Source organism: Salinarchaeum sp. Harcht-Bsk1, assembly GCF_000403645.1.
In the GTDB taxonomy this organism is placed as follows: Archaea; Halobacteriota; Halobacteria; order Halobacteriales; family Salinarchaeaceae; genus Salinarchaeum.
Window position 1 is genome coordinate 2,896,453 of record NC_021313.1, and the last position, 12,718, is coordinate 2,909,170.

Here is a 12,718-nt window from a genome sequence, read left to right on the forward strand (position 1 = left end):
CCGCCCTACAGATAGCCCGCGTCGTCCAGGCGCTCGACGGCCTCCTCCAGCCGGTCGAGGCTCGCCGCGTACGAGATTCGTGCGTAGCCGGGCGTGCCGAACGCGCTCCCGGGAACCATGGCGACGTGGGCGTCCTCGAGGGCGTTCTCACACCAGGCCTGGTCGTCCTCGTCGACGGGCAGCATCATGTAGAATGCGCCCTCGGGTTCGGGCACCTCGACGCCGCGCTCGGCGAAGGCCTCGACGAGGAAGTCGCGGCGCTCCTCGAACGCATCGGTCATCTCGACGATCTCCTCCTCGACCTCCTCCAGCGCGGTGACGCCTGCGTGCTGCACGAAGTTCGTCGCGCAGGTGACGGAGTGGCTGTGGAGCTTCCCGGACTGCTCGACGAGTTCCTCGGATGCGGCGTAGTAGCCGAGACGCCAGCCGGTCATGGAGTAGGCCTTCGAGAAGCCGTTGACGGTGATCGTCCGGTCGCCCATCCCGTCGAGCGTTCCGAGGGAAGTGGCGTCCGTGCCGTAGGTGATCTCCTTGTAGATCTCGTCGGAGACGACCGTAATATCGTGTTCGACCGCGAGGTCGCGGACGCCCTCGAGGGCGGCGTCGGAGAAGACCGCGCCGGTCGGATTCGAGGGGGAGTTGATCACCAGGAGCTCCGTCTCGTCGGAGACTGCTTCGGCGAGGTCGTCGAGGCCGGGTTCGAGCTGGAAGTCGTACTGGGAGAGGTCGACGCGGGTGGGCTCGGCGCCGGCGAGCTTCGCCATCGCCTCGTAGGAGACCCACGCTGGGTCAAGCAGGACGACCTCCTCCCCGTCGTCGAGGATCGTCTGGAAAATCTCGTAGAGGGACTGCTTGCCGCCGGGCGTTACGACGATCTCGCTGGGGTCGTAGTCGAGGCCGTCGTCGGCGAGCTTCGCCGCGATCGCCTCGCGGAGCGCCGGGATGCCGTTCGAGGGCGTATAGCCGGTGTGGCCCTCGTCCATGGCGGTCTTTCCGGCATCGACGATCGGCTCGGGCGTCGGGAAGTCCGGCTCGCCGACGCTGAGGTCCACGACGTCGACGCCGTCGGCCTCGAGCTGGGAGGCGAGGTTCGAGACGGCGACCGTCGCGCTCGGTTCGACCCGCTGCACGCGATCCGAATAGTCCATACTCAGCGGTCCGAACGGCTCCGTCTTACCCGTTGCGATGCGGCAAGCGGGAGCCTCGTCCGGTGCCGCCCGCGGACCGTGGCCGATCAGGGCCAGAGCCCGCGGTGACTGTGGGCCTCTGCCACCCGCGAGAGAGCGACGACGTAGGCACCGGTCCGCCAGCTCACGTCTCGCTCGGCGACTTCCTCGCGGACGCGATTCCACGTCCCCACCATCTCCGTCTCGAGTTCCTCGTTGACGCGCTCGAGCGACCAGCTCCGGCGGTTGATGTCCTGGAGCCACTCGAAGTAGCTGACCGTGACGCCGCCGGCGTTCGCGAGAATGTCGGGGATCACCGGGAGTCCGCGCTCGCGGAAGATCGCGTCCGCGGCGCTGGTCGTCGGCCCGTTCGCGCCCTCGACGATCAGGTCGGCCTGGACGGCGTTCGCGTTCGTCTCGGTCAGCACGTTACCGATCGCTGCCGGGATCAGGACGTCGACGTCCAGTTCCAGGAGGTCGTCGTTCGTCAGGTGGGAGACGGACGACCCCTCGTGGGCCGTGACGGCTCCTGGCTGTTCGTCGTGGAGTGGAATCTCGTCGACTGACAGTCCGGTGGGATCGTGGATCGCTCCTTCGACGTCGCTGATCGCGACGATCGTGGCGCCCCAGTCGTCGAGCAACCGGGCGGCGTGGCCGCCGACGCTGCCGTAGCCCTGGACGGCGATCCTAGCACCCTCGAGCGGCGTATCGTAGTACCTGAGCGCCTCCCGCGTGATGATCGCGACGCTCCGACCGGGTGCCGCACTGCGACCGGGACTCCCACCGATGACTTTCGGCTTGCCCGTCACGACGCCCGGTTCGGTCTCGCCGTTCTCCATGCTGTAGGCGTCCATGATCCAGGCCATCGTCTGGGCGTCGGTGCCCATGTCGGGTGCCGGGATGTCCTGCATCGGGCCGATGGCGGTCCGCAGTTCGTGTGCGAAGCGACGGGTGAGGCGCTCCTTCTCGTCGTCGCTGAGCGCCTTGGGGTTCACCTGAATCCCGCCCTTCGCACCGCCAAAGGGGAGGTCCATTAGCGCGCACTTCCAGGTCATCCACATCGAGAGCCCGACGCACTCCTCTTTCGTGACGTGTGGACTGTACCGGAGTCCGCCCTTGTACGGGCCGCGAACGCTGTCGTGCTGGGCGCGGTAGCCAGTGAACACGTCGACGGAGCCGTCGTCTCGCTCCACGGGCAGCGTCACCTCGTGGACTTTCGCGGGATGGCGAAGTCGCTCGACGACGTTCCTGTCGAGGTCCAGTTCCGCCGCTGCACGTTCGAGCTGTTTGCGTGCCGTTGCGCGGGCTGATTCGGAAGCCGTATCTGCGTCGTCGGCTGTCGAGTCTGCCGGAACTGCGGACTGATCAGAAGACATGAATCGAATACAGAAACGATTATTCGAGCGACATCGCGCGATTGTGGAAGTCCCCACCGCACTCCTCGCACTCCCCGGGGTGTGTCTCGCTCGTGACGATTGCGCCACATTGCAGACACTCGTAGGTCGATTCTTCCGCCTCGTCGTCGGGGACGTCGTGGATCATGCAACTGCACATCCGTTATAGATATTAATAAGTACCAGGTGTTCAAGGTATATTAACACATAATAGGGCACTGTACATTCACCCGCGTATCTGGCTCCGGAGCGCGCTGACGAGACTGGCCGCTCCTGCGGCTCATCGAGTCCGTGCCGATACCGTCCCGTGACGGTCGACGCAAATCGAGCAGACGCACGTGCTCTGCCGAAGCACTATTGGCCGTCCGATTCGGGCAGTTCCTCCAACAGCGACAGCGCGCTCTCGACGGCACGAGAACCGACGTCGGTCCGCTCGCGCGCCTCGGCACCGCTCATCCCCGGACCGCTAACGCCGTAGGTGACGGGAAGATCCCGATCGAGGCTGACTTCGCTCAGCGCGTCGGCGCAGGACTGCGCGATCACCTGATCGTGGTCGGTGTCGCCGGTGACGACCGCGCCGATCACCGCGACGGCGTCGATCGAATCCTGCCGAGCCAGGCGATCGGCGGCTAGCGGTGCGTCGTAGACGCCCGGAACCGAGACGGTCTCGACGATTTCGGCATCCCTGTCTTCGGCCGCTTCGTGGGCCTCCGCCTCCATTGGTTCGGTGACCGACCGGTTGAACTGCGCGACGACGAGACCGAGTCTGCTCATGCTCGAGGGGTCGGGTGGCCGCACAAAAGGTGTACCGTTCCAGGGAGGACTGCAAGTTGAAGTACCGGATGCAGTCGATCTAATTTCGACGCGCTCGGGTCACGTGCAGAATCCCCCTGTAGCATTCCGAAAGCGGGCTTCCCTTGGCAGCTCCTACAATTGCTACTCCGGTGTTCGAACGCGACCCCAAGGATTATCCCGGATTCCGCGCAATCGGGGCACGATGGACGCAGACGAACGAACGATTTACTTCGCGCGGACTGCCGCCCTCGCCGCCGCCTCGACCATCGTCATCACGGCGAGTTTCATCGGCGTCCTCGCGCTGCTGGAAGGGGAGTTCTCGACGCTCGACAGCCGGATTCCCTGGTACCTCGTAGCGACGTCGCTGATCTTCCTCGCGACGATCTTCCTCCTCGAGGAACACGGCGCCGACGGCGTCGAGATCATCGCGATCACGGCAGTCGTCACGATTCTTGGATTTATCCTGATCGTGCTGGCAGTCGAGGGCGTCAACTACGCCCGGACGAACCCCGGCGACGTGTTCGTGGACAAGTTGGTATTGTACTTCCTCGCAGCGGGAATGTTCGGCACAGGTATCGGCTACTGGGGGATCAAGCACTGGCGGGAGTTCACGGGGCAGCGGCAGGGCGCTGGGCAGCTATAGCGGGCTAACCGCCAAAGAAGTCGCTCGAATAGTCACTCCGGCCGGCCGACCGCGTCTCCTTCGATTTCACCGACGGTCTCCACGCTCGCGTGATCCAGCAGGTGCTGGTGCAGGTTCTGGTACACCGGCGTCGCCGAGTCTGCTGGATCGCGCCGCCCCGGCAGCGTCGTCAGGCAGTCCCAGTCGCCGACGAGCACGAGGCGCTTCTTCGCCCGGGTCAGCGCGACGTTCAGCCGCCGCGGGCCCTCGTTCGGGAAGTCCAGGAATCCGATCTGGCCGGCGTCGTTGCTCCGGACGAAGGAAACGACGATGACCTCGGACTCGCTCCCCTGGAAGGCGTCGATCGTGTTGACGGTCACGTCGTGGTGGAGTCCCGGTGGGTCGTGACTCGCGAGCGCGGAGCGAATCTTCGCGACCTGCCCGGTGTACGGAGTAATCACGCCCACGTCTGCGGGATCGACACCGTAGCGGAGCAGTCGATCGATCTCGGCGACGACCGCGTCGACTTCCGCTGGGTTGTAGAGTGACTCCCGCGGCGTCCGTTCTTCCGACCCTGTCACGTCCACGCCCACGAGCGGATCGAGCGTCCCGATCGTCCAGTCCCGATTCCGACTCGCGTGCGTGAGGATGCCGTCGTAGAACGCGTCGTTTGGGAACGCCGCGATGTCCTCGTGCATCCGGTACTGGGTCGCGAGCGTCGTGGCGATGTCGTCGCCGTAGACTTCGAGGACGTGCTCGAACAGCGACTTCTCCATCTCCTCGCGGTCGGCGTACTCCCCGGAGTGGTAGGGCGGAAGCTGCTTGTGATCGCCCGCGAGGATCGCGCGTTCGCCCTTCGAGACCGGGATGAGCGTCGCCGGAATCGTCGCCTGCGTGGCCTCGTCGACGACGACGAGGTCGAAGAGGTCGTCCGGGAACTGGTGGGCCGCGCTCATCGTCGCGCCGACGACGTCGGCCTGCCAGTGGTCCTCGCCGACGTACTCCTCCTCGACGACCGGGTGGTCGCAGTTCGACCCGACCCGGGCCATCGAGAGTTCGTCGTCCTGGGCGAGCGCGTGGAGCGATCGCGGATCGGCCTGCTCGGTCGTGCTCGAACCCACGAGGAGGTTGTCGACGGCCTGGTTGGAGTGGGCGACGGCGAGCACGCGCTGGTGGTCGCGAGCGGCCTCCCGGATCAGCTTCGTCAGGGTGCGGGTCTTCCCGGTGCCCGGGGGTCCGTGGATGCAAAAGACGTCCTCGGCGCGCATCGCGGAGGTGCACGCCCTCGCCTGGTACTCGTTGAGGTCGCCGGTCCGGACGTCGACCTCGGTCGCGTCCCGGAACCCGACGTCCCGTCGCCCCGTCAGCACGTCTGACTTCCGGTCGTCGGCCTGGATCGTCTCGATGGCGTCCCACTGCCGGTCGAAGGGGACGACGTTCAACAGTTCGCCGACCACGAACGTCGCGTCGCTGTCTGCTTTGAACGCTGCTTCGGCAGCGGCCTTGTCCTCGGTCTGGCGCCAGTAGACGCCGAGGCGCATCGTCCGGCCCTCGACCTCGTAGAGTTCGGCTTCGACCGGGAAGCCGCGACCGCCGCGCTCGTGCCCGATGATGACCTCGCTTCCGGGGTAGAGGCCCGCCGCGCGGAAGTCGAAATCGTCAGTCGCGGCGCTGGACGGATCGCCAGCGCCCGTCGCGTCGCCGTCCGCTTCACCCTCGCCGTTGATCGCTGCCTTGCGTTCTTCCCGGACCTCGTCCGGTGACATCCCGGCTGCCTCGGCGAGTTCCTCCCAGTTGTCGTACCGGGCACCACCGGCGGTGGGATCCTCGGCGGTGTCGTCGCCATTTCCGGCGGTGTCGAAATCGCCGCCGGGGACGCCATCGTCATCGTCTTGGTCCTCGCCGGGGACGCGAAGTGTGACGATCTGTTCGCCGTACTCGCCGACCTCGCGGCCGGCCGGTTCGACGCCGCTCACGCCGCCGAACTCGGCGAAGAACTGTTCTGCCGAGAGGTCTGCGAAGTGCCGTCGCGTCTGTTCGCGCTCGGCCTCCTTCTCCCGCTCGACGAACGCGGTCAGCTGGTCGAAGAGATCCTCGCCGTCGACGCTCTGGAGCCCCGCGACGCTGCTTCCGGGCGCGGCGCTCTCGTCGGCGAGGTCCGTCGACTCCTTGAGATAACTGGGCTGGCTCGGCGGCGCGTTGCTGTGGTGCCAGAACCGCAGCCGCCAGGCGGGGAACGTCTCCGCGAAGTCCTCGATCCGGATGTGCGTGAGGTCACCCTTCTCGTACTCGTAGAATCCGACGCACTCGACGACGTGCTCGGGGTGATAGAGCAGGTACTCGCCGGTCAGCTCCGCCGAATCGACCTCGTGCAGTGGGATCCGGACTGTCGCGCCGTCGCCGTCGAAGCCACCGTGGCGCGCGAAGCGCTCGATGATCTCCTCGGCAGGCACGGGGTCGGCGAGCCGCCACCGATCGAAGCGCTGGCGAAGCTCCCGGTCGAAGACGGCCGGCCTGGTCTCCATGCCATCGACCTGCGCCTTGATGGCGTCCAGGGCGTCCTCCATCTACCTCCCAGATAGCCGCTCGGTCACATGAACGTTTGTCGGACGCGCGTCAGACGTCGCGCCATCGTTCGGATTCAACTGGTCGACGCGGACGACGGCCTGTTCCGCCGACCGCCCACGCCTCACTGGAACTCGCCGAGGGTCAGGTCCGCGTCGTCGTCGATCCACTCGCGATCCGGTTCCTGCGGTTCGATCTCCTGGATTCGTGCCGTGTACTCGTCCGGAAGCGCCTCGACGTCGAGTCGGACGAGCAGGACCTCACGATCCCGCTCGCTGGCCGCCCACTGCATGACGCGTCGTTGATCGCGCTCGGTCGAGCCGTTGCCGGTCTTGACCTCACAGAGCAGCCGCCGCTCGATGGCGCCCCCGACGGTGACGGTCGCCGCACAGTCGGGGAGCCAGGTCGCGGTGTCGCCGGTCTCCTGGGAGCGGAACGTGACTGGATCCGGATCGGTCTCGAGCTGCACAGCGGGGTCGCGGTCCTGGTCGCCGTCCAGCGTCCGGCGAGCGTAGGCCAGCAGGACGGGCGGATCCTGCTCGTGACTCGTGAGCAGGGCCTCCCCGAGTGCGCCGTACTGGCTCGCGCTCGTCTCGAAGGCGAGACCGTCGTCGATCGAACCGGTCGGACGGCGGACGCGTCGTTCGGGATTTGCGACGAGGTAGGCGTCGACGTCGCGGGGATCCTGCGGGGCAGGCGCCTGGAGCCGGACGGGAACGTCGCCGTCGTCGCTGTAGCGCTCGGCAGCGGCCGCCGCGGCCTCGCGATCTTCGTACTGGAGGAGAGCACCGGGCCCACCGCGGGCTGCTGCTACGTCGTTGTCCGTCGCGGAGTCGGTGAGGACGACGCGATACACATCGATGGATGGCGTCGGCATGCGGTATCAACGCTCCGGCCGATCGCCTGCGCCGTTCGAGGGTCCGTTCCCCCGGCCGGTCCGATCGACATACGTCGGAGCAGCCTTTCTCCACCGGTCGGCTTATCCATCGAGCAGCCGGAGTCGAACCCATGCGACGCCTCGCTGTCGTCGGCGCCCTCCTCGTGCTGGTTCTCTCGGCAGGCTGTCTCGGCGCGATTGGCGTCGATGTGGAGACGGAGACCAGCAGCCCGGACGCCGGCGATTCGAGCGGCTTCGACGGCGAGATCGGTGCGAACGCGAGTCTCGAACCCGTCGACGCGGAACTCTCCGTCCACTACATCGACGTCGGTCAGGCAGACGCGACCTTCGTCCGCGGTCCCGAGAACGAGACGATGTTGATCGACAGCGGGCACTGGTCCGACGGCGGCGAGGTCGTCATCGAGTACCTCGAAGCCCGCGGCGTCGAGCGCATCGACTACGTGGTCTCGACGCACGCCCACGCGGACCACATCGGCGGCTCCGCGGAGGTCATCGATCACTACGAGACGGAACGCGATGGGATCGGGAGCGTCTGGGACTCCGGCGTTCCCCACACCAGCCAGACGTACGAGGACTACCTCGACGCGATCGAACGTCACGACGTCGACCTCTATCAGACGCAGGCCAACGACACAATTCCGATGGAGGGCGCAACCGTCGAGGTGCTCAATCCGCCGATCGACCACGGCGACGAGGACCTCGACGCCAACGCCGTCGTCGTCAGGATCGGCTACGGCGACGCCGGCTTCCTCTTCACGGGAGACATGACCACCGAGACCGAGGACGACCTCGTGGCTCGGTGGGGCAGCGATCTCCAGTCCTCCATCCTCCAGGCCGGCCACCACGGCAGCTCCACGAGCTCTGCCCCGGAGTTCCTCGATACGGTCTCGCCGCGCCTCGCGATCGTCTCCTCCGCCTACGACTCCCAGTACGGACATCCTCACGAGGAGGTGCTCGCTCGCTTCGCCGACCGCGGCATCGACACCTACTGGACCGGAACGCACGGCACGATCGTGGCCGGCACAGACGGCGACGCGGTGACGATCAGCACCGTCGCGGACGCGAGGACGGATCCCGCGGACCTGCGATCCTCGCCGGCAGCCGACGCGTCCGCTATCGCACCGATCGAGGTCCGTGGCACCTACGACGTCGGCCCCGATGCGAGCGCACTGATCGTTCCGGCACCGCTGTCCCCGACGAGCAGCGTCGGCTCACAGCCGGCGACTGCGATCGCTGGAGGTGACGGCGCGTGAGTCTCGACGGCCGGCACCGCGCCGTCGTCGACGAGATCGACGACTGGAGCGCAGTCCTATTGATCGAGAACGAACGGGGCGACGAGGTGATCGACGAGGTTCGCGTCGACAACGACGACCTTCCGACCGGCGTCGAGGAGGGCGCGGTGCTCACGGCGTCCTTCGAGGCCGGTGATCTCCTCCACCTCGTGTTCGAGCCGGCCGAGACCGAACGCCGCCGTTCGGAAATGGCCGATCGTTTCGATCGGCTCGCCGAACGACCGCCCGGGTCCGAGGGCAACGGCGACGGCGGCGACACCGACGAACCGAGCGACACGGACCCCTGATACAGGGCGGATCGGGAATCAGGCGCAGCGGATACTCGAGAAGGGGACTGTCGACAGACTGCGTCTCGAAGGAGAAAACGAAATTAGTCGTCGGCCTGTGCGGTGGGCTCGCCGATCTCCGGGCGCGTGACGTCGCGGTCGGTCGCCTCGCCATCGATGTCGTAGGGGTACTCCCCCGTGACACAGCCCAGACAGAGATCCGCCCTGGAGCGGCCGATCGCGTCGGCGACGGCGTCGATCGAGATGTACTCCAGCGAGTCGGCGCCGATCTCGTCGCGGATCTCCTCGACGGAGCGATTGCTGGCGATCAGCTCCTCCCGCGTCGCCATGTCGATGCCCATGTAACAGGGCGCGACGATCGGCGGCGCGCCGATGCGGACGTGGACGCCCTCGGCGCCAGCGTCCCGAATGAGGTCGACGAGCTGGGTCGAGGTCGTCCCGCGGACGATCGAGTCGTCGATGATGGTGACGGTCTTGCCCTCGATCGTGCTCTTGATCGGATTCAACTTCAGGCGGACGGCCCGCTCCCGTTCGTCCTGGGTGGGCATGATGAACGTCCGGCCGACGTACCGGTTCTTCATCAGGCCCTCCGCGAACTCGACGTCCGCGCCATCCTCCTGGGCTGCCTCGGCGTACCCGGAGGCGAAGGCCCGTCCGGAGTCCGGCACTGGCATGACCACGTCAGTCTCGACGCCCTCCTCCTCCCAGAGCGCACGCCCGAGATTCCGCCGGACCTCGTAGACGAGTTCCTCGTCGATGACGGAGTCCGGTCGCGCGAAGTAGACGTGCTCGAAGAAGCAGTGGGCGGTGCGGTCGCGGTCGAACAGCTGGTAGGAGTCGTAGCCGGAGCCGTCCTGGTGGAGGACGACCAGTTCGCCGGGTTTCACGTCCCGGACGAGTTCGCCGTCGAGGGTGTCGATCGCGGCGGACTCCGACGCGAGGACGTAGCCGTCCTCGAGTTCGCCGATCGCGAGTGGCCGGTTCCCCTCCGGATCCCGCACGCCGAGGACCGTCTCGTCGTGCATGATCGTCAGCGAGTAGGAGCCGTGGATCCGGTTCATCGTCCGCTTGACCGCTCGCACGAGGTCCTCTTCGAGGAGATTTCGCGCGAGGTCGTGGGCGATGACTTCCGTGTCACCGTCGCTGGTGAAGGCGTGGCCGAGGTCGGCGAGTTCGTCGCGGATCTCGTCGGCGTTGACGAGGTTCCCGTTGTGGGCGAGCGCGAGCGAGCCACTCTTGAACGACACCGAGAACGGCTGGGCGCAGGAGCAGTCGAGGCTCCCCGAGGTCGGGTAGCGGACGTGCCCGACGCCGTTCTCGCCGTTCAGGTTCTCGAGGTCGTCCTCGTCGAACACGTCGCCGACGAGGCCGACGTCGACCTGGCTATGTTGCTGGAACCCGTCGTGAGTGACGATGCCCGCGGACTCCTGGCCGCGGTGCTGGAGAGCGTAGAGCGAGTAGTAGAGCGGGCGGGCGGCGGCACGGTCAGCGAGTGAGACGCCGACGACGCCGCACTTCTCGTGCATGACCCGTTATTCGCCGGATTTCGACTGCCACTCGTAGTCTCGGCGCTTGCTGGATGTGCCGAAGCCACAGGAGGAGCAGCGCTCCTTGCCAGTGTGGTAGGACGCCTCACCGCACCGACGACACGTCACGTGCGTCGTTTTGTTCTTCTTCCCTTCCGCAGAGGTTCCCGTCGTCATGGTGTGATCGAGACGACGTTGTCGCCGCGTATAATCGTTGTGTCTCGTACGTCCACGGACGATCCGTCGTCGGATTCGGCGTTCGAATCGTCGCTGGGCTCGGCCTCCTCGGAACTCGCCGACGCCACGACGTCGTCCAGCACGAGATTCATGTGCTGATCGTAGCCGGCGAGGGTACCACGGTAGGTCTCGCCGCTCTTGAGCCGCACCTCGACGTCGTCCCCGACGGCAGCCTCCAGCACGTCCAGTGGTCGACCGCTCATGACAAAAGTGCCTCCCGACGGCCGCATAAACGTACCGACTGGTACCGCCAGAACGGGCGTGCAATCTGCCCATCCTTGTTCGGACCGGGCTTCTGGGTACGTCGGAGGCGTCTCCGCACATCGGAGGGTTCTCGGTCCCCAGGCTCCCAGCCTGTGTCGTGACGAGCGAGGACGCAGATCGTGATCGGCCCGTCGAGGCCGAGCGACACTCGTCTAGTGAGAGCTATTCAGATCCAGAGCAGCCCGATGCCCCCGAAAATGATGTGCGAAGCGGTCCGGCCGCTGTGTCCGAAAAACCGGCGGGCAAGGGCCGGTCCGTCAACCCGCTACGCTTCGCCGCGATCGGTCTGGTCGCGGGGCTAGCTGGTGCCATCACTGCGACTACGGTCGCCCCGGACAGCCTCGTCGTGACGATTCTCCTGATCGTCGTCGTGATCGTGGTCGTGACGCTCCTCTTGCTCCGCGTGGTCACCCGGTAGTCGATCGACGCGACGGGCGGTCGCCACTGAGAGGATGGCGCGAAGGCGGGTCCCTGCTCAGAGGTCGACCGAGAACGGCGCGCTCTCGGAAGCACGCTCGGCGGTCGCGGCGAGCACGTCCGCCGCAGCGTCCAGGTCTTCGGTGTCGACGACCTCGACCGGCGTGTGCATGTATCGGTTCGGGAGTCCGAGGTTCAGCGACGGCGTGCCGCCGGCCTGCGTGAAGAACGCGTCAGCGTCGGTCCCGGTGTAAATCCCGTCGGCTGCGATCTGGACGTCGAGATCGACGTCGTCGGCCGCCGCCCTGACCGCGTCCACGACCGCCGGGTGATTCGCGCTGCCCCGACCGACGACGGGGCCGTCGCCGAGTGCGACCTCGCTGGACTTGTCACCCGGCGCGTCGGGGTAGTCCGTCGCGTGATAGACGTCGACGGCGACCACCGCGTCCGGGGCGAGGTCGTCGCCGATCATCTTCGCGCCCTTGAGGCCGACCTCCTCCTGCACGGTCGAGATGGCGTACACCGTCGCGTCGACGTCCGCTTCGGCCGCGCGACGGAGCGTCTCCGCTGCGACCCACGTTCCGACACGGTTGTCGAGTCCCCGCCCCGCGATGAGGCTTCCGTTGAGTTCCTCGACGGTCGAGGAGATCGTGATGGCGTCGCCGACCTCCACCAGTTCCCGGGCTTCCTCGCCGTCTTCGGCGCCAACGTCGACGCGCTGCTCGGCGATGTCGTCGTAGGTGTCGTCGTCGTTCTCCCGGAGGTGGATCGCCGTCTGACCGATGACGCCGTTGACGGGGCCGTCTTCGCCGTGGATCGTCACGTGCTGTCCCCGCGAGACGGTGCGGTCCGAGCCGCCGATCCGGCCGAGGTGGACGAACCCCTCGTCGTCGATCTTGCGGACGATGTACCCGATCTCGTCCCCGTGGCCAGCGACGGCGATCGAGGGTGCGTCTGCCTCGCCTTCGAGCACGGCGACGGCGTTGCCGTAGTCGTCGGTCCGAACCTCGTCGGCGTGGGGCTCCACGTACTCGATCCAGCGACGCTGTCCGTCGACTTCGTAGCCGGACGGACTCGGCGTCGTGAGCAGGTCGTCGAGGAACTCGCGTCGAACGTCCTCCATGCCCGGTCGTCGTCGTGGCTGGCAGTTGAATCCTCGGATGCCGGGTGACCGCTCACGGGGAGCAGGTGCTTGCCGCGACGGCGCGCGAAGGACAGCCGAACCGCGTAGTCGACGGCTACTCGCGGCGGCAGC

At 66.9% G+C, this 12,718-nt stretch carries 14 protein-coding genes; 4 read left to right on the top strand and 10 right to left on the bottom strand.

All coding sequences use genetic code 11. The features are described 5' to 3' along the window. Positions 1 to 5: 5 nt before the first annotated feature. From L593_RS13385 to ribH, 4 genes are all read right to left on the bottom strand, one after another. Positions 6 to 1,148, bottom strand: coding sequence for a pyridoxal phosphate-dependent aminotransferase (locus tag L593_RS13385; protein ID WP_020447509.1), 1,143 nt, complete (start codon positions 1,146 to 1,148; stop codon positions 6 to 8). Positions 1,149 to 1,234: 86 nt separating this feature from the next. Then, positions 1,235 to 2,542, bottom strand: coding sequence for a glutamate dehydrogenase GdhB (gdhB, locus tag L593_RS13390; protein WP_020447510.1), 1,308 nt, complete (start codon positions 2,540 to 2,542; stop codon positions 1,235 to 1,237). A 19-nt stretch (positions 2,543 to 2,561) separates the two neighbouring features. After that, positions 2,562 to 2,708, bottom strand: coding sequence for a rubrerythrin-like domain-containing protein (locus tag L593_RS15740; protein WP_020447511.1), 147 nt, complete (start codon positions 2,706 to 2,708; stop codon positions 2,562 to 2,564). A 206-nt stretch (positions 2,709 to 2,914) separates the two neighbouring features. Next, positions 2,915 to 3,334: a 6,7-dimethyl-8-ribityllumazine synthase gene (gene ribH, locus L593_RS13395; protein ID WP_020447512.1), complete on the bottom strand. Its 420-nt coding sequence runs from the start codon at positions 3,332 to 3,334 to the stop codon at positions 2,915 to 2,917. Between the two features lie 223 nt (positions 3,335 to 3,557). Between ribH and L593_RS13400 the strand changes: the two genes are divergently transcribed. Continuing rightward, on the top strand, positions 3,558 to 3,998 hold the full coding sequence (locus tag L593_RS13400; RefSeq protein ID WP_020447513.1) for a hypothetical protein: 441 nt from the start codon (positions 3,558 to 3,560) through the stop codon (positions 3,996 to 3,998). Between the two features lie 32 nt (positions 3,999 to 4,030). Here L593_RS13400 and L593_RS13405 read toward each other — a convergent pair whose 3' ends face one another. Then, positions 4,031 to 6,544, bottom strand: coding sequence for an AAA domain-containing protein (locus L593_RS13405; RefSeq protein ID WP_020447514.1), 2,514 nt, complete (start codon positions 6,542 to 6,544; stop codon positions 4,031 to 4,033). Positions 6,545 to 6,666: 122 nt separating this feature from the next. Further along, positions 6,667 to 7,398, bottom strand: coding sequence for a hypothetical protein (locus tag L593_RS13410; RefSeq protein WP_049894165.1), 732 nt, complete (start codon positions 7,396 to 7,398; stop codon positions 6,667 to 6,669). A 152-nt stretch (positions 7,399 to 7,550) separates the two neighbouring features. On the opposite strand from L593_RS13410, the gene L593_RS13415 reads away from it, so the two are divergent. Continuing rightward, entirely contained in the window at positions 7,551 to 8,693 is a 1,143-nt protein-coding gene (locus tag L593_RS13415; protein ID WP_020447516.1) for a ComEC/Rec2 family competence protein, read from the top strand. Next, the gene (locus tag L593_RS13420) at positions 8,690 to 9,019 is read left to right on the top strand and encodes a DUF3006 domain-containing protein (RefSeq protein WP_020447517.1); all 330 of its coding nucleotides are present in this window, start codon (positions 8,690 to 8,692) and stop codon (positions 9,017 to 9,019) included. The genes L593_RS13415 and L593_RS13420 overlap by 4 nt, the downstream gene beginning before the upstream one ends. An 83-nt stretch (positions 9,020 to 9,102) precedes the next feature. On the opposite strand, the gene purF is transcribed toward L593_RS13420, so the two are convergent. The 3 genes from purF to L593_RS13435 are packed head-to-tail and all read right to left on the bottom strand — an operon-like array spanning position 9,103 to position 10,985. After that, on the bottom strand, positions 9,103 to 10,545 hold the full coding sequence (gene purF / locus L593_RS13425; RefSeq protein ID WP_020447518.1) for an amidophosphoribosyltransferase: 1,443 nt from the start codon (positions 10,543 to 10,545) through the stop codon (positions 9,103 to 9,105). A 6-nt stretch (positions 10,546 to 10,551) separates the two neighbouring features. Beyond that, positions 10,552 to 10,722 (bottom strand): 50S ribosomal protein L37e, encoded by a 171-nt coding sequence (locus L593_RS13430; protein WP_020447519.1) that lies wholly within the window; start codon positions 10,720 to 10,722, stop codon positions 10,552 to 10,554. Further along, entirely contained in the window at positions 10,719 to 10,985 is a 267-nt protein-coding gene (locus tag L593_RS13435; protein ID WP_020447520.1) for an LSM domain-containing protein, read from the bottom strand. Before L593_RS13435 ends, L593_RS13430 begins: the two co-directional genes overlap by 4 nt. Positions 10,986 to 11,269: 284 nt before the next feature. On the opposite strand from L593_RS13435, the gene L593_RS13440 reads away from it, so the two are divergent. Further along, positions 11,270 to 11,464 (top strand): hypothetical protein, encoded by a 195-nt coding sequence (locus L593_RS13440; RefSeq protein WP_020447521.1) that lies wholly within the window; start codon positions 11,270 to 11,272, stop codon positions 11,462 to 11,464. A 57-nt stretch (positions 11,465 to 11,521) separates the two neighbouring features. Here the strand turns inward: L593_RS13440 and L593_RS13445 are convergent, their stop codons facing one another. After that, on the bottom strand, positions 11,522 to 12,586 hold the full coding sequence (locus L593_RS13445) for a M20/M25/M40 family metallo-hydrolase (RefSeq protein ID WP_020447522.1): 1,065 nt from the start codon (positions 12,584 to 12,586) through the stop codon (positions 11,522 to 11,524). Positions 12,587 to 12,718 lie beyond the last annotated feature (132 nt).